Source organism: Neobacillus mesonae (genome assembly GCF_001636315.1).
Lineage (GTDB): Bacteria > Bacillota > Bacilli > Bacillales > Cytobacillaceae > Neobacillus > Neobacillus mesonae.
Map to the genome: position 1 here is coordinate 1,573,308 of NZ_KV440949.1, position 22,469 is coordinate 1,595,776.

The following is a 22,469-nucleotide window of genomic DNA, read 5'->3' on the forward strand; positions in this document are numbered from 1 at the left end:
GACTTTCGGGTTTACTATTATTCGAAAATTTTATAAAACGTACCCATTGCACGGTTATTGTACTCACTTGGTACAAAAACATCAGCTTTATAATCAGATTCTACTTTCACCATCTGTCTTAAACCGTTCTCCAATCCATCAATGCTGTTTTCGACTAGCATCCCATACCTGCCATCCTCAAGGACAGTTCTATTGGCCACGATATCAGTTGCAACAATCTTCATTCCATGAGTCATTGCCTCCAATAATACCATAGGCTGCCCTTCATAATGGGAAGATAATACAAAGCAATCGCATTTTTTCATCAATCGGAAAGGATTTTCAACCTGTCCAGGAAGATATACGCTATCTTCAACTCCAAACTCTGTGATTAAATTTTCCAGCTCGGGTCTTAACGGTCCTTCGCCTAAAATATAGAGTTTTGTGTTCTTATTGTCTTTATGCAGTTGAGCAAAAGCTTGAATTAGATTATCCTGTCCCTTTTCGGGAGAAAGCCTCCCCATGGTGATAAAATTATAGTGCTCCGTCGATGGTTCGGGAATAAACCTGCTGCCGCGTAGTATACCTAAAGTTTTTATATTTTGAAACGAGCGCTTATTTAACCAGCCGATAGGCTCATTTTCATAACTAAAATGATAATAAACTTCATCAATGGTACGGGCTTCCTTATTTATCGTTGCTAATTTGCCATTATATTTATCTGTATCCACCAATTTTTCTGTGCCGGAAGTACCGGGTAATTCAGACCAAATTACATCTCCGTCTCCTATTTGAATTTCAGCAGTTTTTTTGACAGCTTTTTCACTATAAATAACCGGCTTTTTTATCATTGTAAAAGCATTGTGGTCCAGCCAGCCGACCCGTTTCCCGTCATTATAGAAAAAATAATACGTTCCTCTGGCAGTCCTATTACTTTTCGTTACAATCACTTTGGCATTGTCTAATTCACTGGCATCCATCACTTTTTTGCAGTCGGGATTAGGATAAGGTTTCGACCACACCACATAATTTCCCGGCTTAGAAATGACTGCAAGCTCATATAAATTTTTCTCCTCCAGTGTACGATTGGGGACAAAGGAACGGGATCGGAAGTAATTGGAAATTTGGTAAACACAAGCCTTTAACCTTCCTCTAACTGCGGTTTCATTCACAAGAGATAAGGCAGACGATTCAATCCAGCCTATGACCTTCCCATTAATCGAAAACCTGCTATAGAGGCCATGATAGGTTCTAGCCTCTACATCAACAGTCACCATCATTCCTTTATAGTCTTTGGCGGGTGATATTTTTGTAGTTCCTTCTGTTTTATAAGGTCTACTCCAAATATCATGACCATAAACATGGCTAACAAAGGCTAATTTGTTTACCTCTGTTTGAGATAATATCCGGTCCGGCAATAACTCAAAACAGTCTTGATTGAGCCAGCCAACAATCCGATCGCCGAAAGAGAATTTATAAAAACCATTAGTCCCCGTTCGGGCTTCACGTAAGATAACGACTTCTTTATTCAAATAGTGCTTGGCGGGTGCAAGTTTTTCAGCACCGCTTACACTTGGCTGGCGATTCCAAACATAATGATCTAGGGGCCGGCGAATAATCGCGGCAGACTTAAAAATGCCATTGCTCATAATCGGCATTTCATGTTGAGAACGAGTTGAAGTATCTGTAGTCGAATCCTCTTCCTCCGCTAGGCGCAATATTTTTTCATAATTAATCGAATTCATTACATAATCAAACTTTGTTTCATTCGCATATTTAGCCAAATTCTGTTTGTTTACTTCCATCGTTCCCGGCGAAACACTGACAAGCTTGTCAAAACGGTCATAAACGGAAAACAGCCCTCTTAAATTTATCAAATGGGGCCTACGCCCATTAATGATCCTTTCACTATCTGAATGCATATTACTATGAAGATAACAAATTTTTTTCTCTGCATCACTGGCAAGAAGGAATTTTGCCCAGTAAAGACTGTATCCACTGAAATCAATTACATAATCAAACTTTGCTCTGCCAAATAGCCGTTGGTAATCTCGTATATAAGCTTTTTCAGGATAAAGCTTTTTCGTTAACCGGGTATATGCCCCGCGATTATGTACAAACTTATCACGATATACTTCCTGAATGTTGAACATTGGGATTCCGCCGCGGAACAGAAACCTCGCTTTTTTATTGACCTTTTCCATGTTATCCAATACTTCTTTAGATTGAGGCAGTTTCATAAAAATACTTACATCATATCGCTCAAAATCAATGTTATCCATTAGATTAATAAAAGAAGCAGTAATCCCATTATTCTTCAAACCTCCAGGATAAATAAGAATTTTCTTTTTATTCGTTTCTAAACCACGGATAACATTTAATGATTCTTTATTTTGCTTAAAAATATAGTCAACGATCCGTTCTGTTACCTTCCCATCATCGTGATTCGTAAATCGTGACTTTGCTTGTTTATATACATCTTTATAATGGGAAAATACTTTATCTATATTTTGTATTGCCGCTGCCACTTCCCTAATTGTAAACAACGTTGGGCCTGGTAATTCATCATCCACTAAATAGCGTCCTCTTTCCTCATTGTAATCATCATAATCCCAGACATAGAATAGAATCGGTTTATCAGTCACTAAAAAGTCGAAAAAAATACTTGAATAGTCGGTAATTAATATATCTACCGTGCTAAGAAGCTCGTTTGTATCGATAAAATCGGGAATTAAATAATCCTTTACCTCTTCATATTCTCTTGCTGTATTGTATAAATACGGATGCACCTTAATAAGTAAATTATAGTCTTTCCCTACTTGATTTTTTAAATAGGTCAGGTCAGCAATGATTTGAAACATATCATTCTTCGCCTTAGCCACGTTTGCTCCTTTCCATGTTGGAGCATAAAGAATCGTTTGCTTATTTGTATCGATTTCCAAACCTAACTCAGCCAAATGAGCTTTGACTTGCTCTGAGTCGCTATGATGGGTAAGGTCAATTCTTGGATATCCTTCTTGAAGGATTTCACCATTATAAATTCCATTTAGCTTATAGCTGTTTAGAAACATGTTTGTTGTATGCTCATTCGGGCTTAATAGGTAATCACTACTAAGAAAATTCCGGACGACATTTTGGGAATTAGACGGATTTCCAGGGATATCAAATCCCATGCTTTTAAGAGGGGTCCCATGCCATGTATTAATGTATACCTGATCCTTTTTTGGGGTAAAAAACGGCTGAAAAGTAGAGTTATTAATTAAATATTTGCTTGTAGCTAATTTTTTCAGGTATTCCTTTGAGTTTCGTTTAACAAAGGAAACGTTCTTTAACTTTCGATACTTGTTAATAACGTAACTTAAATCCTTAAAGCCAGCCACCGACCAGATATGTTTGAAATCTTTATAATCAGGATGTTGTAATAAGTACTTAAAAATAGCATAAGGGCTATCAGTTATACTTTTCCCATCCCTGCTTTCATAGAAAATGGTTTTATCTTTTATCTTTAACTTATCAAAGTAACGTGCATACTGAAAATTTTTTCGATGGTTTGCGTTTCCGGCATACTGATAAACCGGGCCTAATACAAATCTCATTCGCCTTTTTAATACCTTTTTGTTTATCAATCTCTACAACTCCCTTATCCTGTTTATCTTTGGAAAATTACTATATTTAAATACACTACAATACAGTTTTTTCCACAAAATAAACAGGTATACATAGAAAGCGAAGAAACATTAAAAAAAAAACAAAAAAGCACATGGCTTATGCAAGAGTTACCTTTGCGCTGCCATGTACTTATAAAAATGATTATTTATTTTTTAAAATAACTTCCTTAACCACTCTTTCAGTTGCATGACCATCTTCTAAATAACAAAATTGTTGATAAAACTCAGCCATTTTTCTGCTAAAGATTTGATTATGTTCGTATCCTTTTATCGCCTCAATCACTTCTTCAGTTGTTTTAACTAACGGACCTGGTGCCTTCTCTGCCAGGTTAAAGTAAAACCCTCTAATATCCTCTTTATACTCATCCAAATCATAGGTAAAGAAGATCATCGGCCGTTTTAAATTCGCATAGTCAAAAAATACAGATGAATAATCGGTAATTAACAAATCACTGATTAAATAAAGCTCTTGAATATCTTCATACTTTGAGAAATCATAGGCAAAACCTTTAAATGTATCGAGATTAAAGTTCTCTGCGACTAAATAATGCATCCGCAAAATGATAATATATTCTCCACCAAGTTCTTTCTGCAGAATAGACAAATCCAGTTGCAGTTCCAATTTATATTTCCCAACTTGATGGTACTGATTATCTCTCCATGTTGGGGCGTAAAGAATAATCTTTTTTTCTTTAGGAAGATGATGAGTTTCCTTGAATTTTTTTGCAATCTCATCGCTTTCCGGTTTATAAAAAATATCATTTCGGGGATAGCCTGATTCTATAACAGTTTTCTCAAATTTAAATGCACGTTTAAAAATCTCTGTCGAATAACGGTTGGGAGAAATTAAATAGTCCCAATTTCTTGATTCTTGATAAAATTCTTGTTTGTATTTTTCATTGGTTGTCCCCGGCATTAATACGTCTTTCATATCAAAGGCAAGTTTCTTCAGAGGAGTACCGTGCCAAGTTTGCAAGTATAAAGTATGACGTGGCTTTGGAATCCATATAGGCATTCGGCTATTAGTCACCCAATATCTGGATCTCGCCATGATAAAAAGCCATTTTATAGAAAAACGATGCGCATAAGGGACCCCTATCTCCTGAAACCCCTTTTCAAAACGGGGGTCAATACTCCAAATCAATTCATATTCCGGATGATGTACCTTTAAGTATTCATAAATAGCTCTTGGATTATCACTATATTGCTTACCAAGAAAACTTTCAAATATTATCAAGTTCTTCCTCGCTGGTAAAAATGAAACAACTTGAAATAAATATTTATAAATGAGTATTAATAAATTTTTTATAAATGGCAACGCTACCGCTCTCCTAACCTTTTATAAGAAACCTATACATGGCTGAAATATTTTTATACATTTTTATCCTTTTATTTAATTATAATAAGTATTCTCATGTACTTCATTATCAACAAGGTTCAGGAATTTTTCAAGTAACATTACTTTATTTCCCAAAACTTTATAGAAAGATTTCATAGTATCCCCTTATTGAATTATATTTGCTGTAGTGATCATTCGGATTAATGGAATTTAGAAACAAAAAAGGTACAGACTATGGTAGTTCTGTACCGAATCAAAATAAGCTAAAATAATTTGAAAGCTAAATTCCAATCCTTTTCTAAATAATGTTATCAGACTCTAAAAACTGAATAATTCGTTCTGTGTTTTTTCTGTCACTGAATTCATTTATCTTTAAATATTTTTGTTGGTATTCTTCCTCTAAATCATAATTATTTTGAATTGCCTTCTTACATGCAGCAACTAATGTTTTTACATCATAGACAACTGGTCCTGGGGCATTTTCCTCATTGACCGGTGGAATAGCTTTGTATTGTTCTATCAAGTAATCCTTTTCCTCCCAATAAAAAATTGGATAAGCTCCACGAACGATTGCATCGTAAATGGCTGAAGAATAATCAGTAATAAAAATTTGGGCCTTTTTCAAAGCCTCCGATGGATTATCCGATATAATACTTCTATACTCAGGCATATCCCGATATATAAACTCAGAAAATTTGTTATGCGGGACAATTAATAAACGATCTATTAAACCTGCCTTTTTGAACTCCTCAATCACTTTAATGATTGTTCTATAATAAGTCGTCTCCTCAATTTGATCCGTATAGATTAAACCTTCTTCCCAGTATCGATATGTTGGCATAAAAGCAATTTTATTTGCATCTTCATCAAGTTTAGCATAATCAAATGTTGCTAACCCCGTTAAGATCAAATCACTTTCCTCATAATTCATTTTCTTAAATTCCCCAATTTCCAGATGAGAACTTATTACAGTTTTGTAAACGTTAAATGCTGTTTTATCTTTATGAAAACCAAATGCCATTGGATTATCTACTGGTTTTGCAAACATAATTCCATGTTGTAAAAAAACTAATGGGGTGGACTGAATTTTATTTCTTAAACTTTCGATATAAAGACGGTCATTTAAAACATGGTTAGAAAGCTCACTTGCAATAAAATAATCAGCATTAAAAATAGAAAGAAAGTGTCGAAAACTGTATTTTTCGATTATATTACTTCCGTATTTTTCTTTCATATAAGGATAATGACCAGAGTCTTTATTCAAGATAAAATAATTTTTGGATTTTGGTCTTTGTTTTTCCATCACCTTCTCAAAAACACGGAAGGCTGACTCATCAGCCTTATTACTCTTTTTCTCAAAAAACAAATTCAAATTACGTTTATTGGAAGTTTTAAATATCCTTGAAACCCATTTTGCTGCAGCTATTTTTAATCTGCTTTTGAATGAATATTCTTCAGAGTAAGGAATAATGGTTGAGGTTATATAACCACGTAAGTTGGAACGTATAACATTTACTAAGTCCTTATTCTTTTTATATACATAGGTCTTTACTTTGTCCTCTTTTCTTTTAAAATACAAATTATGAATCAGTACATCTTTATCTCCGATAAATAAATTATTATGAATTCTATTATTAATATTTAAAGAAGAGATTGGAATCTTAAAATACCCATACCGCTTTAAAAATTTTATATTTGAAAATGGTCGATGAAATTTAGCAACAAGATGGTCGGAATTTCTTACATATAGATAGTCATATTTTCTAAATGCATGAAGCGCATAATGAGTAAACCTGCCGAAGATATATAAATTTTCCCCAAAGAAAGCAGTCCTAAGCTTTGCCCTATGTTGAGTAACTAAAAATGGATTCTTTTTTGCGATAAAAATGCCATTACTTCTTAAAAATAAATAATATCTTGATTTATTTATTACGATGATACTTAATATGTTTTTCTCTTCAAAATCATTTATGGAACTTTTATCAAAAACTCTCTTTGCTTTACGCTTATTAAATTTCCTAAAGTTAATATTTTTCGTAATATTTGTATATTTGTTTTCGATAGTAATTTTATTAAAATTACTTATCTCAACTGATAACATGGGGTGGTCAATTATATTACTTAGCACAATTTTTGCAATAATTAATTCTTTATTAATAACATCATAAGAAACAATAAGATTATAAATGCCAAAGTTAACCTTTGATATTACAATAAATCTTTCTTCCAACTCTGATTCAAATTCTAATTCTAATTTATACTCAAATTTCCATTCTACTGGTGTAGTGGTTAAAAAGGAGTTAACTAATGCTACTTGATTTTCATCTTTGTCAACTAGTTCAATGCTAGCTAACCCAATCTGCCTAATAAATAGGGCTTCATTAAAGTTTTGTATGTTTAAATTATATTTTTTCTTATAAGAAAACGTACCATCAGTTTCTAACAACAAAAAAATCTCGTTGTCATACGAATATACATACAAAGTACCGACTTCGTTAATAGCATATTCTAAAAGAAGTTGATCGGGCAGCTCGGTATTAGAAAGAAAGTAGGGTTCATTTTTTTGTAAATCATCTATTTGCCATTTATAAGAAGTTTTTGTTTGATCATTAAAAAGATGAATGATGGATGGATTTAACTCCACTACATTGATTATTTGGTTATAAACTGTATACATTTTTCTCAACACTCCTGATGTGTTTCTCACAAAATTAACTTCATTAATTACTAAAGAGTAGTTTTTTACCTAATCTATTTATTCTCTTTTTAGAAAAACCCGGTTAACCACCTTTTCAGTTGCCTTCCCATCATGCCAGCTACAAAATATTTCGTAAAACTTATCAAATCTGTCTGCATAATCCATCTTTAACGTATCAATATTATTAATGGCATCAATAACAGCATCGCTTGTCGTTAATAACGGCCCAGGTGCATCTTTTTCGAAGTCTAAATAAAATCCCCTCAATTGGTCACGGTACTTTTCAAGATCATAAGTATAAAACAAGATTGGACGCTTTAAGTTGGCATAATCGAAAAATACTGAAGAATAATCAGTTATCAAAATATCTGAGATTAAATATAGTTCTGCAATATCATCATATTTAGAAAGATTAAAAGCAAATCCCTCTAGCCCTTCAACATTTATATCGTCAGCAATAAAATAATGCATTCTTAATGCCACGACATACTTATCACCAAGTTCTTCCTTCATCTTTTTTAGATTAAGCTGGATCTGGAACTTATATTTACCTGGTTCATAATACTCATCATCCCTCCATGTAGGGGCGTATAGTATTACCTTTTTATCCTCGGGAATTCCTAATGACTTCTTAACTTTCGATGAGATTTCGTCTTTCCTAGCAGAATAAAGAATATCATTTCTCGGATAACCGTATTCAAGCATTTCGTTGTTAAATTTAAATGCCCTTTTAAATATTTCTGAAGAATATTGATTAGGAGAAACGAGAAAATCCCATGCCCTGGATTGCAAATAAAAATCACTTTTATATCTTGGATTCGCGGAGTAAACATCCTTCATATCAAACACTAATTTTTTTAAAGGCGTACCATGCCAAGTTTCTAAAAAAACATTACCTTCTCTTTTAATAAGGTGCAACGGTTGACGCATATTATTAACCCAGTATTTTGAAACAGCAAAATAATAATAATATGCTAAGCTAAACCTTTTAACAATTTTAGCATTACCAGGAATTTTTTTATTTTTATCATTAAATACCCAAATACATTTATAATCCAAATTATGTTCCATGATATATTCATAAATATTTCGCGGACTATCAGAATAATTTTTCCCCAAAAAACTCTCAAATATAATGTAATTGTCTTTCAGCGGGAATCTTAGAAAGAACTTTTTATAAATATATTTTTTAAGCCTTGTAAAGCCTTGTACAGCATTTTTGATATCCCTAAGCTCCGTGTTAAAACGAAAAGCCTTTAAAAACTTAACCTTATCTCCAATCATAAGCTGCTTAAGTTCTCGTCTAATATATATTGGTTGTGAAGTAACGATTTTAGGATTTAGAACTTTTACAACTGACTCAATTAATTCAAAACGCTTGTCAAAGTTATTATTTTCTTCAAAAATTTTAACACGTTGACTTCGATAAAATCCTAAAAATAAACTGTCTAGATACATCTTAATTTTTTCCATTTGACCGAATTTCCGGTCCATTTTATGATACATTTCAATTAATTCATTAGTCTTTTCATCTATTTGCCTTTGAATAAGACTTGGATTTGTAATCGGATCATTTCTAACTCGTTTGTAATACGTTAAGACTTTTAGGTTTGGTATATTTTCCACATTTAACAAAAGCGGAACTATACCGGAAATATCTGTATAACCCTTTGTTTCTTCGTTAAACTTTATATTATGGTCTCGAATAAAATCACTTTTAATAAGTACATTAAGAATGCTGCCCTCTTCAAAAAATTCGTTCGCAACTTTTCTCTCTATAGCTACTTCCGTATTCTTCCTTTTCTGTTCTATGTCGGATGGTCTTTGCATCAGTTTTGTTTCACCAAGAATCAATGGAGATTCCTGAATATTTTTTAAAAGTAATTCAACAGCGTTCTCTGCAAGGAAATCATCACTATCAAGAAAAAAGACGTAATCCCCAGTGACTGCATTTAATCCTTTGTTTCGAGAAAAAGCAACTCCTTTATTTTGGGGATTTTCCAAAAAGATAATTCTAGAGTCCTGAATTTGTGACTTAATATATTGGGTATTTTCAAAGTCCGACCCATCATTAATAATAATGATTTCTAAATTCGTATAACTCTGCATAATTACAGAATCTAAACAATCTCCGATAAATTCCATGGAGTTGTAATAGGGGATGATTATTGATACCTTTTTTTCTGGCTTAGTTATCATTTATTTCTTTTCACTCCTGAAATTTCGACAAGTTTCATTATCGATTTTATCAAATTTCATAGGTTTGGTATAGCAATGTTATTTTAACAAAAAGTTTACACCTTTAAATTAAGGTTTCCAAGAATATGTAAAAAATTAATTTCCTTTTAAAAATTTATTAAAAATATGACATATTTTAAATTTTAACCTATTTTAAATATCAACCCCCTTGTCTATTTGGACAAGGGGGTTATTATCTATATAAAAGTCCTTCCAGTATAAAACCCAAGCAAACCCAAAAATGGGTGTCTCTCATTGTTGGTAAAAGCTCATTTATTTCACATTAAAGTCAGCAGGTCTTATATCGGTTCTTCCAAAATGGTATAAGATGGCTTCCACAATTCTTTGTGAGGCCACTCCATCTCCATAAGGATTAGATGACTTGGACATTTTGTCATGTGCAATCGGATCTGACAAAAGCTCATCAGCCATTTCAAAAATTGTCTCTTCATTGATTCCAGCAAGTTTCAATGTTCCTGCCGCAATCCCTTCTGGACGTTCCGTTGTATCTCGTAAAACCAGAACCGGTACACCTAGCGAAGGAGCCTCTTCTTGTACACCACCAGAATCAGTCAATATTAAGTATGCATGTGAAGCAAAGTTATGGAAGTCAATTACGTCCAACGGTTCGATCAGATGAATTCTTTCATCATTCCCTAATACACGATTTGCAATTTCTCTAACAACCGGGTTCATATGAACCGGATAGACAACCTGAACATCGTCATGCTTTTCTACTAAACGTTTAATTGCCCTGAACATGTTTTCCATTGGTTTTCCAAGGTTTTCCCGACGATGAGCGGTCATCAAGATTAATCGGTCTTGTCCTAGCTTTTCAAGTACAGGATGTGAGTAATTTGCTTTAACAGTTGTTTTTAAAGCATCGATTGCTGTATTACCTGTAATAAATATTGATTCTTCCTTTTTATTTTCAATTATTAAATTTTGTTTTGATTGGCCAGTAGGGGCAAAATGTAAATCTGCCAAAACCCCTGTCATTTGCCGGTTCATTTCTTCAGGATATGGTGAATATTTGTTATACGTTCTTAAACCAGCTTCAACATGGCCAATAGGAATTGAATGATAAAAGGCAGCCAAACTTGCCACAAAAGTAGTTGTAGTATCACCGTGAACCAACACAATATCTGGCTTTTCTTCGGCTAGGACTTGATTTAATCTCTCTAAACATCTAGTGGTAACATCTATTAAAGTTTGTCTGTCTTTCATAATATTTAAGTCATAATCCGGAGTAATTTCAAATATATTTAACACTTGATCAAGCATTTCACGATGTTGAGCTGTTACTGTAACAATTGATTTAATTTCATCATTATGTTTTTCTAACTCTTTAACAAGAGGTGCCATTTTTATCGCCTCAGGTCTTGTCCCAAAAACAGTCATTACCTTTAATTGATTTTCCATAAAAAGACCTCCAATTAACGTATATAGCTATACGTTTTATATTTCAACAAATAAGCTGCTTATCATTCAACTCTTTAACATGATATCAAATTACTAAATGAAGGGAAAGAAAAAGGGGCATTTGTTCATTTGCAATAAAAAAGGCTGGGATGCCAGCCTAAAAATTACTTCTTAAACGTTCCCGTTATCAGAAGTTTGTTTTACTGATATTTTGTTGAAATTAAATCCATTTGAGAAAAAAATAAAGTCATGTTTTTCCCCATGATATAAAACTGCTTTTTCCCCTTGAAGAAGACTTGGCTCTCCTAATTGGGATATCAACTGTTCTTGGTTAATTACTGTATTAATCCCTATAGTAATCTCATTAACAATTCCATTTTGATCATAAGCCATCTCTACTAACCCATTCCCAATACCCTCGGTTTCTTGCTTAGTCTTTCCAAGATATGATAAACCTTCACTAAACTTGTCTTGCTGAGCAATATAACTTATGGAAGTAACTAATTTATCCTCATTTATCTGGGTTTGCAGCTTACTAACTAACTTTTCACTAATCCATCCTGAACGACCGTCAGCTAATTTGAATTTTAGCCAATTAATATCCTCTATAGGATCCTTTACGGTTTCCTCAACATCAACTGTATCTCCAAAATCCACCATCGCAATTTTTCTACTATTAGTTAAATCAGGTGTGTCCCTAACAAAACCTGTCGCCAATTGAACGTAACGTATATCTTTTTTAATCTCCTCAACTGTCTCCTTTACTGGCTCATTTTGTTTGGATTCAGTTTTATTCTTTAATGCATCGCTTTCCTTTACCGCTGACGCCTTTTCTTGATTATCTGACTTCAAATAGGTCATCGGATTCCATTTTAAGAATATCAAAAGCGCGGCTGCTAGGAAGATTAATGTTGTAAAAGCGGTTATTGCTTTTTTTCCAATTCGTTTTGGCTTTTTCCTAGAATTATCGCTCCTAGCTTGGCTAAGAAAACTGACATCCTCATTTTTCTGCATTTCAATACTGCCTTCGACAATCTCCTGTTTTTTACTTCTCATTTCCGCTATACTTTGATTAAACGTTTTTCTTTCTTCCTTCGACATATTGTTAAAAGCTTTAATAAACTTTTCGTACTGTGGAATTACTTCTTTAATTGGGCCGTAAGCCTTTACTTGCCCACCCTCAAGCCAAAGGGCCTTTTGACAAAATTGCTTTACTTGTCCAATAGAATGGCTAATAAAGAAGATTGTCTTGCCCTTTTCTTTAAAACTGTTCATCTTATCTAAGCATTTTTGAGCAAAAATTTTATCTCCTACAGAAAGGGCCTCATCAATTACCAAAATATCAGGGTTAATAGTTACTGAAATAGCAAAGCCTAGTCTTGATTTCATTCCACTTGAATATTTTTTTACTGGCTGATCAATAAAATCGCCAATTTCCGCAAAATCAATAATTTCTGGCATTAAATCAGTAATTTGCTTTTTAGAAAACCCCAGCATTAAGCATTTTAACTCAATATTTTCTTTACCTGTTAATTGATTATTAAGACCGGCTCCAATTGATATGAGTGCTGCTTCCCCTTTAGTCTTAATAGTTCCTGAAGTTGGTGGAATTACACCGGAGATTAAGTTAGAAATTGTAGATTTACCTGCTCCATTCACACCAATTATTCCAATAATATCCCCTTTTTTTGCTTCAAAACTAATATTTTGTAATGCATAAAAATCTTTACCATAACCATTTGGTAAAATTAAATCCAACAACTTATCTGATGTCTTTTTATACATCTTAAATTTTTTCGTGACGTTATTAAAAACAATTGCGGTATCCATGTTTTCTCCTTAATTAAATTAATACAGTGGTGGCAAAAGGAACCCTTTCCTTGATAATAGCACAAAATCTATTCTAGTTACTTAGGATTATCTGAATAAAAATCACTTGATCTGTTCCCAAAAAACTAAATTTTTTACTTTGGGATTTTTCTCGATTCTTGTAACATTAATTGATTTTACAATATTAAATGATAAATAAAATGTATATTGAGAGCACCAAACTTATAGTAGCAACTCATAAAATCCACCAAAATTGTTAAGATTTTTTCCTCTTTTACATTAACTTCCACACTTAAATAATATCGCTTTTATTGACATTTTTCTAGAAAATAATACAATTAATTGATGTGGAATATATGAATGGAGGACCACAATACTTCTCAAAAACAATCTTGGGGGTTAAATCTTGATTCTTTATTCCCTTTTTAATTAATAAGAGAACTTAATATTTTGGTTGAAGCAGTGTCTTCCTATATTCAAATGAATCTAAGTAGTAGCTACCAAAACCAGAAATTATAGTTAGTTCATGAGAAATGACTAGTATATTTAGGGCCAGTTTTAATTACCAGCCACAAGTATATTATGGACAAGTTTTTATCTGAACTGACTTTTTATTTTGGGATTTTCATATTATCATAATATTTTTTTTAAAGTAATTCTAAAAATTTATATATATAAATAGAAAACAGGAGGTGAAGATAGATTGCGGATATCTAATATCATAAGAAAAACAGTCACAGCTATAAAATTTTTTATTAAGCCTTTTATAAAAATGCTAAAAGATATAAATTTCAAAAAGAGTATAAAGTATACCGGCTTCTATAAAAGATTAGGAATAAACGACAATATTATTTTATATGAATCCTTCCACGGAGAAGGAATGATTGATAATCCTTATGCAATTTTTAAAAATTTGGTTGATAACCCGGAATACGGCGATTATAAACATATTTGGGCTTTAAATTCAACTAATAATTTTCATGTACATCAATATAAAAGAAAGAAAAATGTAGAATTTGTTAAAGTGAACAGTAATAAATATTTGAAATATCTTGCTTCTGCAAAATATTTAATTAACAATACTTCATTTCCTTCGTACTTTCAAAAAAAAGAAGGCCAAATTTATGTTAATACTTGGCTTGGGACCCCATTTAAAACTATTGGAAAAGATATTAAGGGGAATATTGGTCAGCACAAAAACATTCAGAGAAACTTCCTTCATACCGATTATATATTAAATCCAAATAGATATACCGCAGAAACCTTAGTCGATTCCCATGATTTGGAAGGGTTATATGACGGTAACATAGTTGTTGAGGGATATCCAAGAATCGATTTAACACTAAATTCAAATAAAATTGATGTCATGAATATGTTGTCAAACATATTAGATATTGATTTCAATAAAAAAATAATTTTATACGCTCCTACATGGAGGGGTGAAGTAAACTATGTTAAGGATTTTAGTGATGAAATTCTACATTTCATTCATGGACTAAATGAAAAAATTCCCTCAGACTATCAACTTTTATTAAAAGTCCATCCATTAATGTATAAAACGATTAAGAAAAATGATTATCTTAAAAGGATTTGTGTACCGGAATGGGTAGATACTAATGAGTTATTTTCAATTATTGATATCTTAATAACTGATTATTCCAGTATCTTTTTTGATTATTTAATAACTAAAAAACCAATAATTTTTTATATGCCTGATATACATTCATATAAACTGAACCATGGTTTATACTTGAATCTAAATAAATTACCGGGTCCTATTTGTACAAATATAAATGATGTTTTAAATTCATTATATAACTTGCCGGGCTTAATAGAAAATTATAAAGAACTCTTCCAAGAAATGATATTGAAATATTGCCATTTTGATAATGGAAAAGCAACAAAGCGTAATATAGATATAATTTTTAATTCAAGAACTACTAAAAATGTATACAAAGTTAGTAATAATAAAAAAAATATTTTATTTTATTGCGGTGGATTTTTAAATAATGGCATTACAACATCTGCAATTAATCTTTTTAATAATTTAGATTACTCACGATATAATGTTGTAATTATTGAAAAGGAAAAATTAGATATTATCCCTAGTGAGAATTTTAAAAAGCTAAATAAAAATCCAAAAAAATTTTTTAGGGCTGGACGTATGAATTTTACTTTAAGCGATTATTATAAACATAATTTTATATTGAAAAAAGGATTAAAAAATGAAAAACTGACCAAATTAATCCCAAAATCATTATATAATAGGGAATTTTCAAGATTATTTGGCAATGTCAAATTTGACATAGTCGTTGATTTCAGTGGATATGTCCCATTTTGGAGTTTGCTTTTTGCATTTGGGGAATTTAAGAAAAAATGTATATATCAACATAATGATATGAAGGCTGAATACTATAAAATTATTAATAATAAATTTAAACATAGATCTAAGATGAATTTGATATTCCCATTATATAAATATTTTGACAAAGTTATCTCTGTATCGGAGCAAACTAGAGATGTAAATTTAAATAATTTAAATAAATATTTATCTAAAGATAAAACTGTATATGTTCATAATTGCTTAGATTATGAAAAAATTTTGACCCAAGCAAAATACGGAGAAGATTTAAGTATTGTTAAATCAATGAAAAAAAATATAAATTTTGTTAACATGGGCAGACTTTCTCCCGAAAAAGATCAAGAAAAACTCATTCATGCATTTTCAAGAGTCGCTCGAACTCATAATAATGTCAAACTATATATTATTGGAGAAGGTTCTTTGGAAGCAAAGCTAAAAGAACTTACTTCAAAATTGGGAATAGAAGAAAGTGTAATTTTTACAGGTCAACTATCAAATCCATTCTTTTTAATAAAAAATTGTGATTGTTTTATTCTTTCTTCTAATCATGAGGGCCAACCAATGGTATTATTAGAGGCTTTGACACTAAATATTCCAATTATCGCTACGGATATTGCTGGTTCAAGAAGTATATTAAAGGGTGGCTTTGGACAATTAGTAGAGAACAGTGAAGAAGGATTAATCCATGGTATGGAGAAATTTTTGTCTGGAAAGATATTACCTAAGATATTTGATTACGAAAATTATAATAAAAATGCTTTAAAGATGTTCTATAAAGAAATTGGTAATACTGATTTACCCCCAAAGGTAATAACTGAACAAATTATTAATTAAAAAGGGGACACAAAAGTGAATAAAAAAATGAAAGCTCCACTTAAGAAGGCAAAGAATATAGTAGAAAAGTTAACAGGTTATCAAATTATCGTATCAGAACAAAGAAAGCCAAAAAAGGTTAAAAAGAAAAGCAATTTGAATACATTAATAGACACTGAACTAAGAGAAAAACAACAGGTTATTTTAGAACGTAATAGACAAATTTCTAGTAATACTGCAAAAAAATATAAAACAAATGCAACTTTTAGACGTGAAGTCGATTATACAAATTACTACGAAACTCTGACAATAAAAGACAAGACAATTTTATATGAAAGTTTTCATGGGAAAACTATGGGGTGTAACCCTTACGCTATTTTTAAGCAGCTAATAAGGGATCCAAAATTTTCTGAATATCATCATGTATGGGCACTAAATGATTTAAATAACTGTCCGGAAGAATATTTTGAACTTCCTAATGTTGAATTTGTAACAGTTAATAGTGATTTATATTTACGTTATTTAGCAAGTTGTAAGTATTTAATAAATAATACATCATTCCCACCTTATTTTATAAAAAAGGAAGGTCAAGTATATGTAAATACCTGGCATGGAACTCCGTTAAAAACGTTAGGGAAAGATATGAAAGGTTCCTTAGGACAACATAAAAATTTAATGAGGAACTTTTTACAGTCGGACTACCTTATTCATCCTAATAAATTTACTGCAGACAAGATAATTGATTCACATGATTTACGTGGTATCTACAAAGGAAAAATAGCCGAAACAGGATACCCTAGAGTGGACCTAGTTTTTGAAGAAAATAAAGAATTGAAAAAGCAATTAGGTTGTGAAAAAAATAAAAAGATAATTCTTTATGCCCCAACGTGGCGAGGTGAAGTAGGAAATGTTTCTGGTGAAATAAATAAGATAATTGAAGATATGACGATTTTAAATAAAAAAATTGGTAGTGAATATACAATCCTACTTAGGGTACATTCACTAATGCAGAAATATGTTAAAGATATAGGGCTAGATTTAAACATTGTTCCAGATAGTATTGATACTAATGAGCTTTTAAGTATTGTTGACTTACTTATAACAGATTATTCTAGTATATTTTTTGACTTTATGGTTACGAAAAAGCCTATAATTTTTTATGCACATGATCAAAGAAAGTACAAAAATGAACGGGGATTCTATTTAGACCTAAAAGATATGCCAGGTCCAATATGTAGGGATATTAATGAACTTATTGGGGAAGTCCTAACAGCTAATGAGTATCAAGACATTTATCAAGAAAAAACAGAAAAATGTATCAATGAGTTTTCCTATATGGAAGATGGAAATAGTTCAAAACGGGTAATAGATATAATTTTTAATAATGATGAAAGTTATACTTATACTGTGTCTGACAATAAGACTAATATTCTTATTTATTGTGGTGGATTCTTAAATAACGGAGTAACAACTTCCGCAATAAACCTAATGAATAATATTGATTATAATAAATATAATGTTATGGTTGCTGATAAAGCAAATTATGATGAAGAAAGCTCCAAAAATTTCAATAAATTAAATGAAAATGTGAAAAAATATTATCGAATTGGAAGCATGAATGTATTATTAAATGAAGTAGATAAGCAAAACTATTTATATAATTATGGTGCCGAACAATTCTATAGAAAAGGTCCTAAAGATTATTTAGATGAAGAAATTATTGATATGTATAAAAGAGAATATAAAAGAATGTTTGGGAATTCAAAGTTTGATATTCTTATTGACTTTAGTGGTTATGTGAAATTTTGGACTATGTTATTTGCTGTAAATGACAATAAAAAGAAGCTAATTTTCCAACACAACGAGATGATGGAGGAATATGAAAAGGTAGTATCTGATCATTATAAGCATAAGGAAAACCTAAATGTTATTTTTCCTGTTTATAATTATTTTGACTATGTTGTTTCAGTGGCAGAGCATACTAGAAATAAGAATAAAAAAGAACTTGAACATTTAGTTTTAAATAGCGATAAGAAAATGGTGTATGTTCATAATTCCATTAATTATAATTATGTATTAGATTCACTTAAATTAAGAAATACTATGGCAATTGCTGATAAAGAGTTTTATATTACAAGTAATTCAATTACTCAACAAAATGATATGATTAATATCCAAGGACAGCAAGTTCCAAATAAGTCAGTATATAATTTTGTAACAATGGGACGTATGTCTCCTGAAAAGGATCAAAAGAAATTAATCCACGCATTCGCTAAATTTTATGAAAAAAATGCAAATATTGAATTGTATATAATTGGGACTGGCGAATTGAAAGATGAATTAATAGCGGAAATTGATTCATTGCAATTACAGGATAAAATACATTTAGTGGGTCAATTGGACAATCCTTTCCCACTTATACAAGATTGCGATTGTTTTGTTCTTCCATCAAATCATGAGGGTCAACCAATGGTATTATTAGAATGCTTGATTTTAAATAAGCCAATTATCGCTACAGATATACCGGGGAATAGAAGTGTTCTCGAAAATGGTTATGGTGAAATTGTAGAAAATAGTATAAACGGTTTAGTTTCTGGTATGGAAAAAGTGATGAATGAAAAGCCGACTTATAAGGTATTTGACTACCGTAAATATAATAAAGAAGCGATGAATATGTTCTATAATAATATTAATTAAATCAAACTGAAAATGTGATTTGTCAGATAATAACAAAAGGCCAATACTTCGTTTAGTTTTGTGGTAATAAGGGTACAGTGCAAATCGTAGATGCATTTGCACTGTTTTTCTTTTTCCATTAGAATAATTTGGTTAATATTTTTATTTCATTAGAATTATTACACCCAATTGAATAATGAGAGAGGAGATTATATTTTGAAAGGTAAATACTCTTTCTCAATATATTTAATAGTTATTATAGGTGTTATTTTCACTTTTGTTTTTTGCAAAAATGGGAATAATGAAAAGTCAGGATTTGCAGCTAAGGACCTTAACTCGAGTGCAAGTTTTCAATTAAGGTATTTAGATTATCAAAAACCTATTCTTACTTTTCCAGTTCGTGATGAAATTGATACAACGACCTGGATACAGGGTGCTTCTGTGAATCAAAAAGAAAATGAATTATACATTGCTAGACAATCCAATGGTGGGACCGTTTTAACAATAGAAATACGTAATTTGTCGACTGGAAAAATAAAAGGCTCAAAATACTTGCCGATACAAACTAACACATATGCCGAGGGATTACCGTGGTTTAAAAATAGTAGTGGAGATTTATGCTTTTTTGTTCGACAAATCCCTGCTGATAAAATCTCAATCTTTAACTATACAAAAAATAAGGTAGAGCGGTCCTTTACTTTATTAGGAGGGTCAAAAATTGGATATGATTTTAATAAAAAGTATATCGTGACCTGCAATGCTAAAATAGATTCAATTTTTGTTTATGATTTTGAAAGCGTAATGCAAGGCACTCCACAGCTGCTTCATACCATTCATTTAAACAATAAGAAGGTATTATTCGAAAAACCACAGGGGTTGACTATTTATGGCGATTTAATTATCTTTTCACAAGGAGGAAGAAACGGAAAACCTGCAATTAGTGTTATTAATTTTGAGGGAAAAGTTGAGAATGTTTTCTATTTTAATCGTTCTTCTTATGCAAATATGATTAAAAATTCCTATCCCAATCTTATTTCTAACAATTTAAACTACGACTTTGAAAATGAAGGTATATTTATGTATAAATATAATGGTATCTTATATCCTGCATTAGTACAAATTATTAATGGAAAAACAATCATTGTTTTAACGGGAGTTATGGATGGGATTTTGATTAATAGGCAATCTTTACATATTAATTAAGGTTAAAATTACTAATAAAGCAAATAACCTCCAATTTAACCCTTTGGAGGTTATTTGCTTTATTAGTATAAATGAAATGAAAGTTTTTTAGCTTTTATTCGCTGCTATAGCTTTAACAATTGCTTCATCAATTAACTTCAATACCTCTTTATAATAACCTGATTCAAAGTGGTGGATTAGCAGTCCATCAGGAGTAGATTCATCTCCTATATAAGGTAAATATCTACTGTCTATCGTTTGTGCTTTAGGTAATAACTTTTTTAAATAATTATGCATATAATCAGCAATAAAAATAAGAGATTTTGTCCTGTTTAAATTGGATGAATAATTTTTTATATTTCCAGATTTATCTTTATACTTTGTATTCGGATTAATAAAATGGATGATCATCTTTTCTTCGGGTATTACTTTAATTAGTTTCTCGCAAAATAGTTTTGCGCTCTCTTGCCAAATATCAAAAAAGTTAGAACAATTATAGGGTGATATGTATCGAACCCCCTCTAAATTTTCCGTAAGCAAAAAGTCTCCTCTCTTTTGAATATAGGTTGAACCTGTAACTTTCCTGCCGTCTGGAAATATAAATGTTCCCATCTGAAAATCAGTGTATGCATCCATTAGAAAATAATCTGGTTTTGTGTCTCTTAATTTTTGAAAAAAGGACTTTTCAAAATCTGTTTTAACATAATCCAACGCAATAGGATGAAATCCACTAAATAGCTCCGGGTTAAATTTTGTATTTTTATCATCTGCCAAACTGATTAAAGATGAATGGAACTGTGTAAGAACAATTTCATATCTGTTTTTATATTCCTTATTAAAAAAAGCATTTGATGAAAATAATCTTCTTGTGTAACAGGATCCTAATATTGCAAGATTTATTGGTTTATTTGATTTTACTTTAAGACATTGGATAACACATTCATTTTGAATTCCGTCTTTTCCACTTATTTCTAACCCATCAATTGAAGAAATGAAACCTCCACTATTAGTATATTTGATTAAGTGGACGAATTGTTTGTTTTCCTCTTGAACTTTTATTCCCAATAAAAAGTATCTATTTGAAAACCCCTCACAAAGTTTTGCAATATCGAGAGGAATTTGAAATTGAGAAAATTCTATTCCTTCTTTCAATTCAAATTCAAGAAAGTCTGTTTTTAAATAACCCTTTTCACTATAATTTATTATAAGTATTGATTTAATAATACCGTTGGGAATTACCTGATTAAAATTTTGATTTATTTTAACTGTTAAAGTATTTGGAGTTATTATCGTTTCCATTGCGTAGAAATTCATTGAAGGAGAAAAATGAATAGCCAAAGTTTCCCTACCTGTTTTATAAAACTTAAATTTCATTGACTGATTTACTTTGTAAAATTTCCCTTCCAAATTATTAACCCTGATTTGAAAATAATCATTTTTTTCATTCTTTAAATAAAAATCATATATATCTCCATCATAAATCGGAGTAGCAGTTAACCTTGACATATCGACACTAAAGCTATTATCAATAATTGGAATTTCAATATCATCAGGGAAATAATCAAAAACATTTCCACTAATCCTTTTCCTAGCGGAAACAATATACCCGGAAAAGTCACCTTTACCTATAAATTGAAATTTTGAATGCGAAATTTGTTTTACTTCTGCATTTAACGTTTCAACCGGAAATTCAACATCTAAAAATAATTTGTTTTGATTACAAACAACTTTTACAATATAGGTTTCTTTTTTCTTAATCAACTCATTTATTTCACTTGAGGAGTAATCGATTAACCTATTACTTTCCCGGCTTAGTACATATAATTGCAAACGGGTAGATTTTGAAAATTTTTCAAGTAAATCTTTTATATTTATCCTTACATTATTATTCTGATGGGAAAGATTATATATTTTCGGTAACACTGTTGGAGCCACTCGGTCTTCTAGTTTATTACTTATCATAATTTTTTCGTCTGCTAATTCGTCAAACGAAATCATTAGAGTATCTCCAAAAATTGAGATATTTTCAATAATCATATGTAAAACTCCTTTATCAAAATAAAATTACTTTGCATACTTAAAAAATATTTAAAAAATACAATTTAAGTATTACTCCCTCCTTTTAATTCCATCTATTTCATTATTCCTGAGTAACACACTAGAATTAACTATTAGAAAGAAAAGAACATATATACTATTGAAATATTCTAAAATGATACGCATATGGAGCTTTGAAATGGATTTTATTAAATTTTAAAAGAA

9 protein-coding genes and 1 pseudogene are annotated in these 22,469 nt (G+C 30.9%); 3 read left to right on the plus strand and 7 right to left on the minus strand.

Translation table 11 applies throughout. The annotated features are described in order from the left end of the window. Positions 1–17: 17 nt before the first annotated feature. From A6749_RS07835 to tagH, 6 genes and pseudogenes are all read right to left on the minus strand, one after another. On the minus strand, positions 18–3,605 hold the full coding sequence (locus tag A6749_RS07835; RefSeq protein WP_236719630.1) for a CDP-glycerol glycerophosphotransferase family protein: 3,588 nt from the start codon (positions 3,603–3,605) through the stop codon (positions 18–20). Positions 3,606–3,789: 184 nt separating this feature from the next. Further along, a pseudogene (locus tag A6749_RS07840) lies at positions 3,790–4,947 on the minus strand (CDP-glycerol glycerophosphotransferase family protein); the annotation flags it as partial. Positions 4,948–5,284: 337 nt separating this feature from the next. After that, positions 5,285–7,663, minus strand: a complete 2,379-nt coding sequence (locus tag A6749_RS07845) for a CDP-glycerol glycerophosphotransferase family protein (protein ID WP_066387562.1) — start codon at positions 7,661–7,663, stop codon at positions 5,285–5,287. Positions 7,664–7,741: 78 nt separating this feature from the next. Further along, the gene (locus A6749_RS07850) at positions 7,742–9,883 is read right to left on the minus strand and encodes a bifunctional glycosyltransferase/CDP-glycerol:glycerophosphate glycerophosphotransferase (RefSeq protein WP_066387565.1); all 2,142 of its coding nucleotides are present in this window, start codon (positions 9,881–9,883) and stop codon (positions 7,742–7,744) included. Between the two features lie 312 nt (positions 9,884–10,195). Next, positions 10,196–11,344, minus strand: a complete 1,149-nt coding sequence (gene wecB, locus A6749_RS07855; RefSeq protein ID WP_066387571.1) for a non-hydrolyzing UDP-N-acetylglucosamine 2-epimerase — start codon at positions 11,342–11,344, stop codon at positions 10,196–10,198. Between the two features lie 171 nt (positions 11,345–11,515). Beyond that, positions 11,516–13,174, minus strand: coding sequence for a teichoic acids export ABC transporter ATP-binding subunit TagH (gene tagH / locus A6749_RS07860; RefSeq protein WP_066387573.1), 1,659 nt, complete (start codon positions 13,172–13,174; stop codon positions 11,516–11,518). Positions 13,175–13,877: 703 nt separating this feature from the next. On the opposite strand from tagH, the gene A6749_RS07865 reads away from it, so the two are divergent. From A6749_RS07865 to A6749_RS07875, 3 genes are all read left to right on the plus strand, one after another. Next, on the plus strand, positions 13,878–16,370 hold the full coding sequence (locus A6749_RS07865; RefSeq protein WP_236719631.1) for a glycosyltransferase: 2,493 nt from the start codon (positions 13,878–13,880) through the stop codon (positions 16,368–16,370). A gap of 15 nt (positions 16,371–16,385) precedes the next feature. Then, positions 16,386–19,046: a glycosyltransferase gene (locus A6749_RS07870; RefSeq protein WP_236719632.1), complete on the plus strand. Its 2,661-nt coding sequence runs from the start codon at positions 16,386–16,388 to the stop codon at positions 19,044–19,046. Between the two features lie 195 nt (positions 19,047–19,241). Next, on the plus strand, positions 19,242–20,228 hold the full coding sequence (locus A6749_RS07875) for a hypothetical protein (protein WP_066387576.1): 987 nt from the start codon (positions 19,242–19,244) through the stop codon (positions 20,226–20,228). An 87-nt stretch (positions 20,229–20,315) separates the two neighbouring features. Here the strand turns inward: A6749_RS07875 and A6749_RS07880 are convergent, their stop codons facing one another. Then, positions 20,316–22,244, minus strand: a complete 1,929-nt coding sequence (locus A6749_RS07880; RefSeq protein WP_066387579.1) for a DUF6270 domain-containing protein — start codon at positions 22,242–22,244, stop codon at positions 20,316–20,318. Between the last annotated feature and the right edge of the window lie 225 nt (positions 22,245–22,469).